Origin of the sequence: Ruegeria sp. HKCCD6604 (assembly GCF_013110635.1) — a bacterium.
In the GTDB taxonomy this organism is placed as follows: Bacteria; Pseudomonadota; Alphaproteobacteria; order Rhodobacterales; family Rhodobacteraceae; genus Ruegeria.
This window is the reverse complement of sequence record NZ_WVQW01000001.1, coordinates 472,802-490,081: the sequence shown is the minus strand read 5'-3', so window position 1 is coordinate 490,081 and position 17,280 is coordinate 472,802. Positions and strand designations below refer to the sequence as shown.

The following is a 17,280-nucleotide window of genomic DNA, read 5'->3' as shown; positions in this document are numbered from 1 at the left end:
GCCGAGGGGCAAGCTTAGAAGGACAGGTCCTGCAACCGGTCGAACAATTGGCCCAGCCCGGCCCGATCCAGATTGGCAAAAGCAATGCGTACCTGCCGTTTTCCAGCCGGGTCATGATCGGGCATGAACATGGTGCCGGGTAACAGCAGCACACCGGCTTCGCTGACCAGACGGCGCGCAAGCTCGTCTGACGACAGGTCGAACGGATGTTCGAGATAGGCAAAATAGGCGCCAAGTCCCAAAAGCCGCCAACCCCGGGTTTCAAGCGCCGGCATCCCTTCTGCAATGGCTGCGCGGCGGTCAAGAATTTCATCGCGCTCGCCGGCCAGCCATTGCGACAGGTTTTGCATACCCCACAACGCAGCGAACTGGCCGATCTGGCCGGGGCAAATGGCGACAGTATCCAAAAATTTCTCGACCTCGGACAACAGCTCCGGGCTTGTCGCGATGGCGCCAACCCTGTGGCCCGTCAGACGGTAAGCCTTGGAAAAAGAGTACAGGTGGACAAGCGTTTCGTCCCATCCGGGATGTTGAAACAGATCATGCGGAGGGCCGCTGCGGCTGTCGAAATCGCGATAGGTTTCATCGACGATCAGGCGAATCCCGGTTTCACGGGCGATGTTGTAAAAGGCCCTGACAAGTTCGGCAGGGTATTCGATGCCGCCCGGATTGTTGGGCGTGACCAGCGCAATGGCGCGGGTCTTGTCCGTAATCAAACCGCGCGCACGCTCTGGATCGGGTAGAAGGTCATCGCCGGTCGGCAGGTCCACGGCCTGTACTCCTGCCATGTCCAGCCACATTTTATGGTTGAAATACCATGGGGTTGGCAGAATGACCTCATCGGCTTCGCCGGTGATCGCCGATATCACGGCCGAAAACGCCTGATTGCAGCCTGATGTGATGGCGATCCGGGGTGAATCTACCTGCGCTGCATAGTGAGAACTGATCTGCGCCGCCAGTTCAGCGCGCAGATCGTCATTGCCCAAAACCGGGCCATAAAGATGTGCGCTGTCTTCGCGAACGGCGAACTCGGCCATGGCCTGCCGCAAGGCCAGCGGCGGCGGATCGACCGGGGCCGCCTGGCTTACGTTGATCAACGGGCGGTCGGATGGGAAGGAAACGCCCTCGACCCATCGGCGCGCCTCCATCACCGGAGGTGCGAACGTTGCGGCGGTACGGCTGAGCGTCATGTGCGGTCTACTGTTCTGGAATCAATCGGTGCCGCGATACGGCTCGACATATTGAAGGGCCATATCCCATGGGAAGAAGATCCATGTGTCCTGGCTGACCTCGGTGATGAAGGTATCCACCATCGGACGGCCCTTGGGTTTGGCGTAAACCGTTGCGAAATGCGCGTTCGGGTACATTTCCCGCACCAGTTCCAGCGTCTTTCCACTGTCGACCAGATCGTCGATGATCAGAATACCGGTTCCGTCGCCCATCAGGTCGGCGTCCGGAGATTTCAACACCTCTGCTTCACCCTGTTCCTGATGGTGGTACGAACGCACGCTGATCGTATCCACCGTACGGATGTCCAGTTCGCGGCTGACGATCATCGCAGGCGCCATGCCGCCGCGGGTGATCGCGACAACACCCCGCCAGTTGCCATCATCGGGCCCTTGCCCGTCAAGACGCCAGGCCAGTGCACGCGAATCGCGATGAATTTGGTCCCAGCTGATGTGAAAGCCTTTTTCGTGGGGCAGGCGGTCCTTGGCGCTCATGTTCTTAACCTTTTTCCATGTCCGGGGCGTCAACGGCCTTCATGCCGACGATATGATACCCGGAATCCACATGCAGGTTTTCACCGGTTACGCCACTGGACAGATCCGACAGAAGATACAGCGCCGAGTTTCCGACATCGTCAATGGTCACGTTGCGGCGCAGTGGCGAGTTATATTCGTTCCACTTCATGATATAGCGGAAATCGCCGATGCCGCTGGCGGCCAGGGTTTTGATCGGACCGGCCGAGATCGAGTTCACGCGGATGCCATCCTTGCCTAGATCCTCAGCCAGGTATTTGACCGAGGCCTCGAGCGCGGCCTTGGCGACGCCCATGACATTGTAATGCGGCATGACCTGCTCGGCGCCGTAATAGGTCAGGGTCACAGCGCTGCCGCCCTCGGACATCATCTTTTCAGCACGCTGCATCACGGCCGTGAAAGAATAGACCGACACATCCATCGTCAGTTTGAAATTCGCGCGACTGGTGTCGACATAGCGACCGCGCAGCTCGTTCTTGTCGGAAAAGCCGATGGCGTGGACGATGAAGTCCATCTTGCCCCATTTCTCTTCCAGCGCTGCAAAGAGCGCGTCGATGGATGCTTCGTCACTGACGTCGCAGGGCAGAACGATTTCGCTGCCCAATTGCGCCGCCAGCGGGTCGACACGCTTTTTCAAAGCCTCGCCCTGATAGGAAAAGGCCAGCTCGGCCCCGGCATTCGACAAGGCGCGGGCGATTCCCCATGCGATTGATTTGTCATTGGCCAGTCCCATGATGAGGCCGCGTTTGCCGGCCATCAACTGATTTGACATGTTCGGTTCTCCGCCTGTCTTCGCGTTATGTTGAGTTGGTTTATGCCATTGGTTGCGCTGCATCAAGGCCGTGCGCTCTTGCCCGCAGCGGGTTCTCGCCTTAGGTTCGTCGTTAATACTTTCCAGGGGATGGAAATGACCGAGCGTGATGGCATCTTTGCTGGCTCCGATCCGTTTGAAATAGCGGCCCGGTGGCTTGCCGAGGCTGAAGAAACCGAATTGAACGACCCGAATGCGATTGCGCTAGCAACCGTTGATCCGGATGGCTTGCCAAATGCACGCATGGTGTTGCTCAAGGAAATCGAAGCGGACTCGTTTGTTTTTTATACGAACTACGAAAGCGCCAAGGCCAAGGAACTGGATACCGCCGGAAAAGCTGCATTTGTGATGCATTGGAAATCTTTGCGGCGTCAACTTCGTGTTCGTGGTACAATACGTCGTGAAAATGGGCCCCAGGCAGATGAGTATTATGCATCAAGGTCATTGAAAAGCCGACTGGGCGCGTGGGCTTCAAAGCAGTCGCAACCGCTTTCAAGCCGGGCAGCTTTGATGGCAGAGGTCGCGAAAGTGACGGCGAAACTTGGGCCAAATCCACCGCGTCCGCCGTTTTGGGGCGGGTACAGATTGACGCCCACCGAGATTGAGTTCTGGGCCGATGGAGCATTCCGCTTGCATGACCGGTTCAGATGGCAACGAATTGAGCCGGGATCGGCATGGCATGTTGAAAGGTTGAATCCATGACGTTCACGTGTCGTGAAATGCAACAGGCAGAAAATAAACGATTTTTTCAGCTTGAATTTGCCTGCCATTCCCATAAACAACAAACCCTTAACGAACTGTTGAAATTCGCGATGGGAAAACCGTGCCAGAAGACCTGAACAACATGTACCGCGTCCGTGGACACGTAAAATGGTTCGACCCTGCCAAGGGTTATGGCTTTGTTGTATCCGAAGAGGGCGGCCCGGATATTCTGTTGCACGTGAATGTTCTGCGCAATTACGGCCAGAGTTCGGTTGCGGATGGCGCCAGCATTGAAATCATGACTCACCGCACGGACCGAGGGGTTCAGGCGGTCGAGGTCGTTGCGATTGATCCGCCGGCGCGGACCGACTCGATGATGCTTGCCGATTTCGCCGAGCTGGATCCGGAGGCAATCGCAAAGGCGCCGCTGGAAGCCGCACGGGTGAAATGGTTCGACAAAGGCAAGGGTTTTGGATTTGCCAATGTCTTTGGGCGAAATGAAGACGTATTCCTTCATATCGAGGTGTTGCGCCGGTCGGGTCTTGCCGATCTGCAACCAGGTGAAGCGCTGGCCATGAGGGTGATCGACGGCAAGCGTGGTCGGATGGCCGCGCAGGTTCTGGCCTGGGAAGCGGCTTTGGATAGCTGAACCGGATGAAACGGCTTCGGATACTCTTGACCATATTCGTAACGTTGTGGGCAGGGGTTGCCGCTGCTGCATGCAGATCGGATCGAGTCACACTCAGAAACGACAGTGCGACCGTGCAATTTAACGTGGAAGTCGCCGTCACTCCGCAAGAGCGATCCCGCGGTTTGATGTTTCGCGAATCGTTGCCGGCTCGATCCGGTATGCTGTTCGTCTTTGATCCGCCGCAACCCGTTGCTTTCTGGATGAAGAACACACTGATCCCGCTCGATATGGTTTTTCTGGATCGCACCGGTTTGGTGACGCGTGTGCATGAAGGCGCGATTCCGGGTGATCTTACGCCGATTGAAGGGGGCGATTCCGTATTTGCGGTGCTGGAAATCAATGCAGGATTGTCCGCGCGCTACTCCATCAGGCCCGGGACACAGATGAAGCACGAAATTTTTTCGCAAGGACCTGCAATTTGGCCCTGTTAGGGCTTTTCAAATCAGATCGGCGTCGTTAGGAAGGCGCACGGTCCGGGGCGTGGCGCAGTCTGGTAGCGCACCTGTTTTGGGTACAGGGGGTCGTAGGTTCGAATCCTGCCGCCCCGACCACTTCCATCAAGCTAATTCGGCGAGCCACCCATTGTCTGGTAGAGCTCGCCGATGGCTTGATTCAAAACCTTACTTTCAACCGGAACTTCAACTGCCGCACCGGTTTTTTGCGGGACGTGGAAGAAAACATGCGCGTCCACGCGATACCCTGCGTTTGTTTTTGTTGACGTAAGACGCATGACGCTTTGGGGCAGTTCCTGCGGATGGCCGTCATAGTTCAGAATCAGAAAAGCTGTCGCCTTCGGGGGCAGGAACTCACTGCATTCAAAAACTTGGTTCCCGGTTTTTTTGAAAGACTCGCCAGGGCCCGAGCAACTGGTTTCAAACGTATCGAACAGCCGTTTCGGGAAGGATTCAAACTGTGCGCTGCGTGACGGGATGGGCACATCTTGTGGTGCGCATGCAACGATGCAGGCCACGGCCGGGAAAAAATGAAACAACTTCATTCGTTTGAACTCCCTCGCTCTTGGGTAAACCGTTCGGTACATGGCGCAGGTCTGTTTGCCCGGACGGTATTGATTCCCTTTCAAGGTAACCAGCATGCCATTGGTTGATCAAATCCAGATAACTATGCTGGTAAAAACGGGAATTCATTTTGAGAGCGCAAAACGTCGGCGGAAATTCGCCGTGGATGAAGCTGTGGAGGAATCGCGGCCTGCACGCAGAAGGCCTCATGCAACCATCAGGTCAATAAAAAAGATTTGGGAAATGACCGAAAAAGGGCGTTGACCTACTATGGGAACATACGTCAAATTGTATGAGCCAACGAGATTGCCACAACATCTGGTGCATATCCCAGAAAAGGCAGCGGGCGAGGGTCGGATAAGCACAAACGATTAACGTGCGGCCGCATTAGCGGCATTGCGCTGTCCAAGGCAGCGAACAGTACCTTTTTGCACGCTTCTCAGGGCGTTGTGGGCGACACCCTGCAACACAAGATTTGGTGTCGGGAATCTGAAATTGAGCTGAATAAACCAGGGCTGCGGACATGAAGATTGAAAGAAAATTCACCAAACCGGATCAGGACGCCTATGCGGAACTGAATTTTGTGTCCGCAACATCTGAAATCCGAAATCCGGACGGTACAATTGTCTTTCGTCTTGATGACATCGAAGTCCCTTCCAGTTGGTCGCAGGTTGCAAGTGATGTGATTGCGCAGAAATACTTCCGCAAGGCGGGGGTGCCCACCAAGCTCAAGAAGGTGAAAGAAAAGGATGTTCCTGAATTTCTGTGGCGATCGGTTCCCGCGGAAGGTGCAGAGTTCGAAGGAGAAACATCGTCGAAGCAAGTGTTCGACCGTCTGGCCGGTGCCTGGGCCTATTGGGGTTGGAAGGGCGGCTATTTCTCGACCGAGGAAGACGCGCGCGCCTATTTCGACGAGATGCGCTATATGCTGGCGACCCAGCGTGCGGCGCCAAACTCGCCGCAGTGGTTCAACACCGGCCTGCACTGGGCCTATGGAATCGATGGCCCGGCGCAGGGGCACCACTATGTCGACTACAAGACCGGCAAGCTGACCAAGTCGAAATCGGCCTATGAACATCCTCAGCCGCACGCGTGCTTCATCCAGTCGGTCGATGATGATCTGGTGAACGAAGGCGGCATCATGGACCTGTGGGTGCGCGAGGCGCGCCTGTTCAAATACGGGAGCGGCACAGGCACCAACTTCAGCCATCTACGTGCAGAAGGCGAGGCGCTGTCGGGCGGCGGCAAATCCTCGGGCCTCATGGGCTTTCTCAAGATCGGCGACCGCGCCGCTGGCGCGATCAAATCAGGCGGAACAACCCGTCGGGCAGCAAAGATGGTGATCGTCGATGCAGATCACCCAGACATCGAGCAATTCATCGAATGGAAGGTGATCGAAGAACAGAAGGTGGCCTCGATCGTTGCCGGATCGAAGATGCACGAGAAGATGCTGAACGGCATTTTCGAGGCCATCCGGTCTTGGGATGGATCTGCCGATGACGCCTATGATCCGAACAAGAACGACGCGCTGAAAAAGGCGGTTCGTGAAGCGAAAAAGGTCGCAATACCAGAAACTTACATCAAGCGTGTTTTGGATTATGCTAAGCAGGGCCACGACAGCATCGAGTTCCCGACCTATGATACAGACTGGGATTCGGAGGCGTACAGCTCGGTTTCGGGCCAGAACTCGAACAATTCCATCCGCGTGACCAATGCGTTCCTCAAGGCGGTTGAAAAGGATGCCGATTGGGAGCTGATCAACCGCACCGACGGCAAGGTGGCCAAGGTGGTCAAGGCGCGGGATTTGTGGGAAAAGGTCGGCCATGCGGCCTGGGCCTGTGCCGATCCGGGCATCCAGTTCCATGACACGGTCAACGAGTGGCACACATGCCCCGAAGATGGTGAGATCCGCGGTTCGAACCCGTGCTCGGAATACATGTTCCTGGATGACACGGCCTGTAACCTGGCCTCGATGAACCTGCTGACCTTCCTCAAGGATGGTGAGTTCCAGGCAGCGGATTACATGCATGCCTCGCGCCTGTGGACCCTGACGCTGGAAATCTCGGTGACCATGGCGCAGTTCCCGTCGAAGGAAATCGCGCAGCTGTCTTATGACTTCCGCACACTGGGTCTGGGTTATGCCAATATCGGCGGTCTGCTGATGAACATGGGCTACAGCTATGACTCGGACGAAGGCCGGGCGATCTGCGGTGCGCTGACCGCGATCATGACCGGTGTGGCTTATGCGACTTCGGCTGAGATTGCCGGTGAGCTGGGCGCATTCAAAGGTTATGAGCGCAACGCCGAGCATATGCTACGTGTCATCCGCAACCACCGCCGCGCGGCGCAGGGTGTGACAGAAGGCTACGAGAAACTGGCCGTCAAACCGGTGCCGCTGGATCACGGCAACTGCCCGGACAAGCGCTTGGTCGATCTGGCCATGTCCGCCTGGGATGAGGCGCTGAGCCTTGGTGAGAAGAACGGCTATCGCAACGCGCAGGCCACCGTGATCGCGCCCACCGGCACCATCGGTCTTGTGATGGATTGCGACACCACCGGGATCGAGCCTGACTTTGCGCTGGTGAAGTTCAAGAAGCTGGCCGGTGGCGGTTACTTCAAGATCATCAACCGCTCGGTGCCTTCGGCGCTGGAAAAGCTGGGCTATTCCTCGTCGCAGATCGAAGAGATCGTATCCTACGCAGTTGGTCACGGCACCATCGGCAATGCGCCGGGTATCAACCACACCTCGCTGACCGGTCATGGCTTTGGCCCCAATGAGCTGGCCAAGGTGGACGCCGCGCTAGAAAGCGCCTTCGACATCCGGTTCGTCTTCAACCAGTGGACACTGGGCGAGGATTTCTGCACCGGTGTTCTGGGCATCCCGGCGACCAAGCTGAATGACCCGACATTCGACCTGCTGCGTCATCTTGGTTTTTCCCGTGCGGATATCGAGGCGGCCAACGACCATGTCTGCGGAACCATGACGCTTGAAGGTGCGCCGCATCTGAAGGAAGAGCATTATTCGATCTTTGATTGCGCCAACCCGTGCGGGAAAAAAGGCAAGCGTTTCCTTGGGGTTGAAAGCCATATCACCATGATGGCGGCGGCACAGAGCTTCATCTCGGGTGCGATCTCGAAGACGATCAACATGCCGAATGACGCGACCATCGAGGATTGCCAGAAAGCCTATGAACTCAGCTGGTCGCTGGGTGTGAAGGCCAACGCGCTCTATCGTGACGGTTCGAAACTGTCGCAACCGCTGGCGGCAGCACTGGTCGAGGATGACGACGAGGCGGCAGAGGTGCTGGAAAGCGGCTCGGCGCAGGAAAAGGCCGTCGTTCTGGCCGAAAAGGTGATCGAGAAGGTTGTGGTCAAGGAAATCATCCGCAGCCATCGTGAAAAACTGCCGCATCGCCGCAAGGGCTATACCCAGAAGGCAATCGTTGGTGGCCACAAGGTCTATCTGCGCACCGGTGAGTTCGAAGACGGCCAGCTGGGCGAGATTTTCATCGACATGCACAAGGAAGGCGCCGGCTTCCGTGCGATGATGAACAACTTTGCCATCGCCGTGTCGGTTGGTCTGCAATACGGTGTGCCGCTGGAAGAATTCGTGGACGCCTTCACCTTCACCAAGTTCGAACCCGCGGGGATGGTGCAGGGCAACGACTCGATCAAGAATGCAACGTCGATCCTGGATTATATCTTTCGCGAACTGGCCGTGTCTTATCTGGATCGTACCGATCTGGCCCATGTGAAACCCGAAGGCGCAACCTTTGACGATCTGGGTCGGGGCGAGGACGAGGGTGTCTCGAATGTTTCGGAAATCAGCGATACAGCCGCGTCCAAGTCGTTGGAAGTGCTGAAACAAATCAGCTCCACTGGCTATCTGCGCAAGCGCTTGCCGCAAGATCTGGCTGTGTTCAACGCGGGTCAGGTCGAGGTGAACGGCATGGCTGAACCGGCGGCTTCCTTTGAAGCACCGGCAGCCGAAACGGCGGTGGCCACAAGCATGGACGCCCGCACAAAGGCCAAGATGCAGGGGTACGAGGGCGATCCCTGCGGCGAATGCGGAAACTACACACTGGTGCGCAACGGCACCTGCATGAAATGCAACACCTGTGGCGCGACAAGCGGGTGTAGCTGAGGAAAGCGCCCCGGCACCCCGGGGCGTAGGGGTCGGACGCTGCCCTAGGTAACCGACCCCGACGAATTCGGAGAAAGGACACAAGACTTACCAGATGTCCTTTCTTCACTCGGCCGACATGCCCGTGTTGGCCGGGAACAGGGTGGGGCGGAATATTTGCTCCCTCCCACTCTTTCACGGAACGGGTGCGCTCGTTCCATGCGACGTCCAGGCCGCAGGCAAAAAAACACCGGGCGGTCAACGAAATGAGCCTGGATGGCGAAACTGACAGGGGGCTTCGGCCCCCTTTCTTTTTTGCGACTGGTTGCCCGGATGAGCGCGGTCTTGCCGGATCGGGCCATGCCTGTCGGGCAAGTTTTGCCGAAACGGGTCTGGCAAGGTTTTGCCCGGCGGTGTGTCGCAACACCGACTCGGGCAAACACGCAAAGATTGGCGCGACTTCCCGGAAATCACGCAAAACGGGTGACGCCTGCGGCTAATCCGGTGTTTCTGGGGCCTGTCCGGACGAAGACATAATCAACTTATCCAGGAGGCACGAAAATGAAACCGCAGTACTTGATTGGGATTTCCATTGCTGCACTGACCTTGCCGGGAGTGCTCTCGGCGCAGTCCTCAACCGACGCCAATGGCGACGGCGTTCTGACCATCGAAGAAATTCAGGCCGTGTTGCCCGACGTCGACGCCGACACTTTCTCGGCGATGGACGCAAACGGTGACGGGGCGCTGGATGCTGATGAAGTGGCCGTTGCACAAGAGGCAGGTTTGCTTCCACCCAGCAACGGGTAAACACGAAAGGGCGGCCCGACACTCATCGGGCCGCTTTTTCAGATGCTATAACGGCAAGTGAATGTTGAATTTTTCCCGAATTTCAGCATCCAGAAGCGGGTCGAACCGGGCCGCCGACGGGGTGGACAGGATTTCATTCTTTCGGGCCACTGCCTTTTCAACCAGATCCGGTTTGCCAAGCTCCACCCATTCCTTGGGGGACGAGCGGTCACCAAATGTCGGATAGACATAGTCGGCCTGCATCCGGCTGAGGGTCGCATCGGTGCCCAGATAATGACCGGGGCCGCCCATGCACACGGATGCGATCTGATCCAATGCCAGGGTTTCATCGGTCACTTCGATCCCGCGCACACAGCGCAGTGCCTGACCGATCAGGTCGTCGCTGAGAATGAGGCTTTCAAAGCAGAAACCCAGCAGCGAGGCGTGCATGCCAGCGGCTTCATAAACCATGTTCAACCCGGACAGCCCCGCCATCACGTTCGAGCACATCTGTTCCCACCCGGCCTGCATGTCGGGCAGCTTCGAATCTGATGCACCGGCCGCTGCACCCCCAGGCAAGTCGTAGAAACGGTGCATCTGGGCGCAGCCTGCCGTCAGCAGAGCTTGTTCTCCGGAACCGATGGACATTGCGCCGGTCCGCAGATCAAGACCAAAGGGCCAGGTGCCGAAAACTGCGGGCGCGCCGGGACTTACGGCGTTTACATAAACCAATCCCGCAAGGCATTCCGCCGTGGCCTGGGTGATTGCTCCGGCGATGGTTGATGGCGCGGTGGCGCCGGCCATTCCGGCTGACAGCAACAGAACCGGCATTCCGGCCTTGATGCATTCCTCCATCACTTCGCAGCTTTCAGTGGCGAATTTCATCGGTGGGACGACGAAGCAGTTCGAGTTCGACACGAATGGCCGCTCGCGATATTTATCTTCGCCGCCCGCGATCATGTAGATCATCTCCATCGCGGGGGCGACGTGGCTGGGTTCCGTGAAGGATGTGCCGACGTGTTTGAATGTTCCTGAACAGCTGGCGTAGATCGTGTTCAGGTCCATTTCCAGGTTGTCCGCGATGTCGCGACAGACCATGGGGCGCTGAACAAAGTGAATATTGTCAAGCTGTTGGCAGATGCGTGCGGCATCGTGCAAATCCTGAACGGTTGAATCACGATACTCGCGACCATGCACGTCGACCATGGAAACGGCTGCACCAGCCGTGCCGTAATGTACTTTGGTACCGGTCAGGTCCAGATCGGTTTTTCCATCGCGGCTGTACAATGTGACCTTGCGGTTCGCTTTTGCGATCGTGTCTTCGACAAGGGCACGGGGAAAGCGGATGCGGCCATCGTCGCCCAATGTGCAGCCTGCACCAACCAGATAGTCGATCCCGCTTTGCGGCGCGTCCGCCAGACCAATGGTTTCCAATGCGGTCAGGGCGGCCTCGTGGATACGTTCGATCTGTGCCTGGGTCAGGACATTCAGGACACCGCCCTCCATACCGGGGCGCACGGGGCGCAGATGTTCAGGCAACGCGGTTGCACGGGCAGCGCGACGCGCAGCGCGACCGCCGCTGCGCGATGTGTTGCGGGATTGGTCGTTCATTTCTTTTTCCGATCTGTGAGAGATGTTTGGGGAACTGGCAAGTGGCCGCTTACGGCCGCCCTCTCGCTGCACGCCCCCGGTCCGCACCAATGGTGCGGCTGATCAGGCTGATTTTCCAGTCGTGGTCAGTCATTCCGCCTCTCAACGTTTGGCGCAAGAGTTCCAAAACACGGCGACGCAATCTGTTCTGTTTGCGACCTCAACGAAATTAACTTCAGCAAATGTTTGCCCAACGGTCCACTGACGGAATTCTGAGGCAGATTTTCTCCCGCGGTGACAGAAATCTGTTATACTGCATTCACTTACTCTTGAGCTTTGCGTGCAAGGAATTGAACTCTGACAAAAGCGATCCCAGTTGAATTCAAAGCTAGACATGATCTGAATCCCGAGTGAAATCGCGTTGAAACAGACTTTTGAACTTTTTTCTGCCCTGATTGTCGTGGCTCTGACGGCCAGCGCCAGCCCGGTTTTGGCAGAGGATTGGACAGGCGGTTACGTTGGGCTCAGCTTTGGGTACGCGGATGCGGATGGACCGGGTGGATCAAGCGGGGATGACACCGCCTTTGGCGCGCATGTAGGCTATGATCAGGATTTCGGGGCTTTCGTACTGGGCGGTGAACTTGAATACAACCGCCTTTCCCTGAACCTCAGCCAGTCTCAGGGCAGTCTGGACAGCATGACTCGATTGAAACTGCGTGGCGGGTACGATTTCGGCAGCGCGCTGGGGTATGTCGTCGTTGGCGCGGCACGGGCCGAAACATCCGTCGACAGCGATACCGCCGCTGTTTACGGGATCGGCATCGCTTATCCGATTGGCGAGAATTTTGTCATCAGCGGTGAGGCGCTCCGGCAAGACTTCGATGATGTCACCCGATCCACCGGTGGTCTGGATTCCAACGTCTTCAACTTGCGTACAACGTTTCGTTTCTGACAACAGGCTTATTCAGCTGCGTGCTTCCTCGCAAGATGCGACGCGAATTCGCAAAGCGTTTTCAGCGCAACCGCAAAGCGTTCATCGGCCACGGTCATGGCCACCCGTATGTGCCCGGCAGCGGCCTTGCCGAAGCTTTCGCCGGGCATGACGGCAATCTTGTGTGCGTCCAGCAGCGCGTTGGCAAACGCGTCGCCCGACATCCCGGTCGCGCGGATATCCAGCATCAGATACATGGCGCCCTGCGCGGGGACGAGGCCGACGATGTTTTGCGAGGCCAGAATATCCATGGCCAAGGCACGGCGGCGGCGGAACGGAGCAGCGATTTTTTCTTCAAGTTCAACACCCGCGGTCAGCGCAAAACTCGACGCGTCCTGTACGAACCCGGGAACGCCGTAGGTGGTGTGGGTCGCCAGATTGATCAGATGGGCGATGACCTCCTGTGGGCCGACGACCCATCCACAACGCGACCCCGTCATGGCGTGGGACTTGGACATGGATCCAACCACAAGCGTTCGCTCTGCCATGTCGGGCAGCGCACGCGGAGAAAGATGTTCACCGTCCCAGACCTGCGTGTCGTATACCTCATCCGAGATCAGCCAGAGATCGCGCCGTTTGCACACGTCAGCGACCGCCTCCAGCGATTGGCGGGAATAAACCACGCCGGTCGGATTGTTCGGCGTGTTGATCAACAACGAAACCGCGCCTTCAGCAGCGGCATCGATCCGCTCGGCCTGGGGCTGGAAAGCGTCATCGGCCGGGGTTTGAACCGCACGTGCCACGGCGCCAACACCCCGAATCGTGCCGGGATAGGTGGCGTAGTACGGGTCGAGATACAATCCGACATCACCGGGATCGCAAACGGCCATATGTGCCGCGAACAGGGCGGCTTGCCCGCCGGGGGTGATCAGAACGTTGTTCCGAAAGGTCGGAACGCCAGTGCGGGTCTGAACCCGCGCGGCGACCGTGTCGCGCAGCAGGTCCGTGCCGGGCACCATCGCGTACCCTGTATGGCCGTTGCGGGCCGACAGCTCCATCGCCCGAAGAATCGAAGGGTCGGTTCGGGTGTCATGTTCACCGATCGTCAGTTCGGTTACGGCTTGTCCTTCACTCAACATCCGGCGCGCGCGGTAGAACACGTCCCAGCCATCGCTGCCGCCGCCGGTGATCTGCGTGATGCGTTCAGACAATCTCATGAAATCGCCCCTGGTTGCTTTGCGCTGAATGGGGCAGAGCAGTGGCCGTTTGTCAATCAGCTTCGCTGCGCCAGCGTTGCCTGAAGCTTTTTTGTCAGCGATGCGCGTACGAGGTCATAGGAAACCGTCAAACGATGGCGCAGCTCCTCCGTCTCGGCATCAAACGGCAGGCGGACCCAGCTGCGGTGAAAATAGGGGGCTTTCACCGCGACACCGGCATCAATCACCATCTGAGCCGTTTCCACGTCGGGTGTTTTGACTGACACGCCGTCATTTGCAGTTCCGATACAGGCAAACATCTTGCCGCCAACCTTCCACGCGTCATGACCGCCGCCCCACGGGTCCGACAGCTCGGCTCCGGGAAATTCCTTGCAGATGGAATTGATGAAGTCTCGATCCATGACGGGCACTCTGCCGGACCGGGTGAGCAAACTCAACGCTTGGCTTGGCGGGGTTCCCGTGCTAACCGAGGGGCATGAACCCGGTGACCTGCATCATTATCTGCTGCATTACCTGCTGATTTATCAAGCGGGCCGGTTTCTTTCGTTTTCATCCCTGAGACAAGTTGCTAAGCCCGCGCCAACGCGCAAGCCTTTGCTGTTTTCTAGGAGCCCGACCGATGACGACGATCAAGCTGCACAACACGCGGACGCGGACAAAGGAAGATTTCGTACCGATCGACCCTGACAACGTGCGGATGTATGTCTGTGGTCCGACGGTCTATGACCGCGCCCATCTGGGCAATGCCCGCCCGGTGGTCGTGTTCGACGTTCTTTATCGTCTGTTGCGCCATGTCTATGGCGCAGAACACGTGACCTATGTGCGCAACTTCACCGACGTGGACGACAAGATCAACGCCACGGCGCTGGCCCGCAAACAGGCGGGCGCGGAAGGCACGCTGGAGCAATTGGTGCAGGAACGATCTGATGAGACCATCGGCTGGTACCTGCATGATATGGGCGCTTTGGGCACGTTGGAGCCGAACGAGATGCCGCGCGCGACCCAGTTCATCGCGCAGATGATCGCGATGATCGAAGACCTGATCGCTAAGGGTCATGCCTATGCCGCCGAAGGCCATGTTCTGTTCGCGGTGGATAGCTGGAAAGAGAGCTACGGTAAGCTGTCGGGGCGCTCGGTGGATGACATGATCGCCGGCGCGCGGGTCGAGGTGGCGCCCTACAAGAAGAACCCGATGGATTTTGTCTTGTGGAAGCCTTCGACCGATGAATTGCCGGGCTGGGACAGCCCATGGGGGCGGGGACGTCCGGGCTGGCACATCGAATGCTCGGCCATGAGCTATGAGTTGCTGGGTGAGAGTTTTGATATCCATGGTGGCGGCAACGACCTGATGTTCCCGCACCACGAGAACGAGATCGCCCAGAGCAAATGCGCACACCCGCACGGTGAATTCGCGCGGGTCTGGCTGCATAACGAGATGTTGCAGGTCGAAGGCAAGAAGATGTCCAAATCGCTGGGCAATTTCTTTACCGTGCATGATCTGCTGGAGCAGGGCGTTCCGGGCGAAGTGATCCGCTTTGTCTTTTTGCAGACGCATTATCGCAAGCCGATGGACTGGACTGAGAAAAGAGCCCGTGAGGCGGAGCGAACCTTGCGCAAATTCTACGCGCAGGCCGCGCAAGGGGTTGGTTATGGCGAGCCGCATCCTCAAATCGTTAACTTTTTGGCCGACGACCTGAACACAGCCGGTGCTATCGCCGAACTCCACCAGTTATCCATCGCTGACGATGTCGTGGGGTTGAGACATTCTCTGCAATTTTTGGGCTTGTTGGGCAAAGATGTCCCGTCGTGGGCTGACACGGCGTCCATAGACCTGAGTGCCCATGCAGATCGCTTGGCGAAGGCGCGCGTATCTGCAATGGAAAACAAGGATTTCTCGGAGGTCGACCGCCTCAAGGCGGCGTATGTTGCGGCAGGGCTTGAGGTTCGAATGAGCAAGGAAGGTGTTGAACTGGTGCCGGGCGCCGGTTTTGATGCCGCCAAGCTGGAGGAGGTCTGATGACCAGAGAACGCCTCTATCTTTACGACACGACGCTGCGTGACGGGCAGCAAACCCAGGGCGTGCAGTTTTCGACCGCTGAAAAAGTGCAGATCGCACAGGCGCTGGACGCATTGGGTGTGGATTACATCGAAGGCGGTTGGCCCGGAGCGAACCCGACCGATAGCGCGTTTTTCGAGGCGGCGCCAAAGACTTCGGCCCGGTTGACAGCCTTTGGCATGACCAAGCGGGCGGGGCGCTCGGCCGAGAATGACGATGTGCTGGCTGCGGTGATGAATGCGGGAACGCAGGCCGTTTGTCTGGTTGGCAAGTCGCATGATTATCACGTGACCCACGCGCTTGGCATTTCGCTTGAAGAGAACACGGAAAACGTTCGTGCTTCGGTGGCGCATATCGTGGCGCAAGGGCGCGAGGCGTTGTTCGATGCCGAACATTTCTTTGACGGGTACAAGGACAACGGCGAGTACGCGACGGAAGTTTGCCGGGCCGCGCTGGAGGCGGGCGCGCGATGGGTTGTGCTGTGTGATACCAATGGTGGCGCGTTGCCGTCCGAGGTCGGGCGGATCGTGTCCGAAGTGATCGCGGCCGGTCTGCCGGGTGAACGGTTGGGTATCCACACCCATAACGATACCGAGAACGCAGTGGCCTGTTCTCTGGCAGCGGTCGAAGCAGGTGCACGGCAAATTCAGGGAACGCTGAATGGTCTGGGGGAACGCTGCGGCAACGCAAACCTGACGGCGCTGATCCCGACATTGCTGCTGAAAGAACCCTATGCGTCGCAGTTCGAAACCGGTGTCAGCCCTGATGCGCTGGCCGGGCTGACCCGCATCAGCCGCATGTTGGACGACGTTTTGAACCGGGTTCCCAGCAAGCAGGCGGCTTATGTGGGCGCGTCGGCTTTTGCGCATAAGGCGGGGTTGCACGCCAGCGCGATCCTGAAGGACCCATCGACTTACGAACATGTGGACCCGGCGAGCATAGGCAATGAACGTATCATTCCGATGTCGAACCAGGCGGGTCAGTCGAACCTGCGCAAACGCCTGACCGAGGCGGGGCTGAGCGTCAAAGCCGGTGATCCCGCATTGGGCCGCATCCTTGAACGGATCAAGGATCGTGAAGCGGTTGGGTATTCCTACGACACCGCGCAGGCCAGTTTCGAACTGTTGGCGCGGGATGAACTGGGGCAACTGCCTGAGTTCTTCGAGGTCAAGCGCTACAAGGTCACTGTTGAGCGTCGGAAGAACAAATACAACAAGATGGTCAGCCTGTCCGAGGCTGTCGTCGTGGTCAAAGTGGACGGTGAAAAGAAACTGTCGGTTAGCGAATCCATGGACGACTCCGGAAACGACAGGGGGCCTGTGAACGCGCTGGCCAAGGCGCTGGCGAAGGATTTGGGCCAGTATTCGCAGGTTTTGTCAGATATGCGACTTGTCGATTTCAAGGTCCGTATCACCCAGGGCGGGACCGAAGCGGTGACCCGCGTCATCATCGACAGCGAAGACGGCCAGGGGCGGCGCTGGTCGACGGTGGGTGTCAGTGCGAACATAGTTGATGCGTCCTTTGAGGCGCTGCTGGATGCGATCCAGTGGAAACTGGTCCGTGATTGCGATCCGCAAAAGGCAGCAGCCGAGTGAGT

At 57.9% G+C, this 17,280-nt stretch carries 15 protein-coding genes and 1 tRNA gene; 9 read left to right on the top strand and 7 right to left on the bottom strand.

The features are described 5' to 3' along the window. Nucleotides 1–14: 14 nt before the first annotated feature. From GS614_RS02430 to fabI, 3 genes are read right to left on the bottom strand one after another with little or no spacing between them, the layout of a single operon-like run. The gene (locus GS614_RS02430; RefSeq protein WP_171725421.1) at nucleotides 15–1,190 is read right to left on the bottom strand and encodes an aminotransferase; all 1,176 of its coding nucleotides are present in this window, start codon (nucleotides 1,188–1,190) and stop codon (nucleotides 15–17) included. 21 nt (nucleotides 1,191–1,211) lie between these two features. Continuing rightward, on the bottom strand, nucleotides 1,212–1,721 hold the full coding sequence (gene gpt / locus GS614_RS02425) for a xanthine phosphoribosyltransferase (protein ID WP_170344155.1): 510 nt from the start codon (nucleotides 1,719–1,721) through the stop codon (nucleotides 1,212–1,214). A gap of 4 nt (nucleotides 1,722–1,725) precedes the next feature. Further along, on the bottom strand, nucleotides 1,726–2,532 hold the full coding sequence (gene fabI, locus GS614_RS02420) for an enoyl-ACP reductase FabI (RefSeq protein ID WP_171725420.1): 807 nt from the start codon (nucleotides 2,530–2,532) through the stop codon (nucleotides 1,726–1,728). A gap of 135 nt (nucleotides 2,533–2,667) precedes the next feature. Here fabI and pdxH point away from each other — a divergent pair, with 135 nt between their 5' ends. The 4 genes from pdxH to GS614_RS02400 all read left to right on the top strand — a co-directional run bounded on the left by pdxH (nucleotide 2,668) and on the right by GS614_RS02400 (nucleotide 4,515). Next, nucleotides 2,668–3,273 carry a pyridoxamine 5'-phosphate oxidase gene (gene pdxH, locus GS614_RS02415; protein WP_171116534.1) on the top strand — a complete coding sequence of 202 codons (606 nt, stop codon included), beginning with the start codon at nucleotides 2,668–2,670 and terminating at the stop codon, nucleotides 3,271–3,273. A 142-nt stretch (nucleotides 3,274–3,415) separates the two neighbouring features. Continuing rightward, complete coding sequence (locus GS614_RS02410; RefSeq protein ID WP_174829352.1) at nucleotides 3,416–3,922, top strand: cold-shock protein; 507 nt, start codon at nucleotides 3,416–3,418, stop codon at nucleotides 3,920–3,922. A gap of 5 nt (nucleotides 3,923–3,927) precedes the next feature. Then, nucleotides 3,928–4,395 (top strand): DUF192 domain-containing protein, encoded by a 468-nt coding sequence (locus GS614_RS02405; protein ID WP_171328270.1) that lies wholly within the window; start codon nucleotides 3,928–3,930, stop codon nucleotides 4,393–4,395. A 43-nt stretch (nucleotides 4,396–4,438) separates the two neighbouring features. Next, nucleotides 4,439–4,515, top strand: a tRNA-Pro gene (locus GS614_RS02400). A gap of 11 nt (nucleotides 4,516–4,526) precedes the next feature. Here the strand turns inward: GS614_RS02400 and GS614_RS02395 are convergent. Beyond that, nucleotides 4,527–5,057 (bottom strand): hypothetical protein, encoded by a 531-nt coding sequence (locus GS614_RS02395; protein ID WP_253285274.1) that lies wholly within the window; start codon nucleotides 5,055–5,057, stop codon nucleotides 4,527–4,529. 446 nt (nucleotides 5,058–5,503) lie between these two features. On the opposite strand from GS614_RS02395, the gene GS614_RS02390 reads away from it, so the two are divergent. Both GS614_RS02390 and GS614_RS02385 read left to right on the top strand, forming a co-directional pair. Continuing rightward, nucleotides 5,504–9,124 (top strand): vitamin B12-dependent ribonucleotide reductase, encoded by a 3,621-nt coding sequence (locus tag GS614_RS02390; protein WP_171725419.1) that lies wholly within the window; start codon nucleotides 5,504–5,506, stop codon nucleotides 9,122–9,124. A 540-nt stretch (nucleotides 9,125–9,664) separates the two neighbouring features. Next, complete coding sequence (locus GS614_RS02385; RefSeq protein WP_117868858.1) at nucleotides 9,665–9,910, top strand: hypothetical protein; 246 nt, start codon at nucleotides 9,665–9,667, stop codon at nucleotides 9,908–9,910. A 45-nt stretch (nucleotides 9,911–9,955) separates the two neighbouring features. On the opposite strand, the gene GS614_RS02380 is transcribed toward GS614_RS02385, so the two are convergent. Continuing rightward, nucleotides 9,956–11,500, bottom strand: a complete 1,545-nt coding sequence (locus GS614_RS02380) for a trimethylamine methyltransferase family protein (RefSeq protein ID WP_171725418.1) — start codon at nucleotides 11,498–11,500, stop codon at nucleotides 9,956–9,958. Between the two features lie 400 nt (nucleotides 11,501–11,900). Here GS614_RS02380 and GS614_RS02375 point away from each other — a divergent pair, with 400 nt between their 5' ends. Further along, nucleotides 11,901–12,431 (top strand): outer membrane protein, encoded by a 531-nt coding sequence (locus tag GS614_RS02375; protein ID WP_171167979.1) that lies wholly within the window; start codon nucleotides 11,901–11,903, stop codon nucleotides 12,429–12,431. A gap of 8 nt (nucleotides 12,432–12,439) precedes the next feature. On the opposite strand, the gene GS614_RS02370 is transcribed toward GS614_RS02375, so the two are convergent. Both GS614_RS02370 and GS614_RS02365 read right to left on the bottom strand, forming a co-directional pair. Further along, nucleotides 12,440–13,627, bottom strand: coding sequence for a pyridoxal phosphate-dependent aminotransferase (locus tag GS614_RS02370; RefSeq protein ID WP_171725417.1), 1,188 nt, complete (start codon nucleotides 13,625–13,627; stop codon nucleotides 12,440–12,442). A 56-nt stretch (nucleotides 13,628–13,683) separates the two neighbouring features. Then, entirely contained in the window at nucleotides 13,684–14,028 is a 345-nt protein-coding gene (locus GS614_RS02365) for an MmcQ/YjbR family DNA-binding protein (protein ID WP_171725416.1), read from the bottom strand. 218 nt (nucleotides 14,029–14,246) lie between these two features. On the opposite strand from GS614_RS02365, the gene cysS reads away from it, so the two are divergent. Beyond that, entirely contained in the window at nucleotides 14,247–15,644 is a 1,398-nt protein-coding gene (gene cysS / locus GS614_RS02360) for a cysteine--tRNA ligase (protein ID WP_171725415.1), read from the top strand. Beyond that, nucleotides 15,644–17,278 carry a citramalate synthase gene (cimA, locus tag GS614_RS02355; protein WP_171725414.1) on the top strand — a complete coding sequence of 545 codons (1,635 nt, stop codon included), beginning with the start codon at nucleotides 15,644–15,646 and terminating at the stop codon, nucleotides 17,276–17,278. Before cysS ends, cimA begins: the two co-directional genes overlap by 1 nt. Nucleotides 17,279–17,280: the final 2 nt, after the last annotated feature.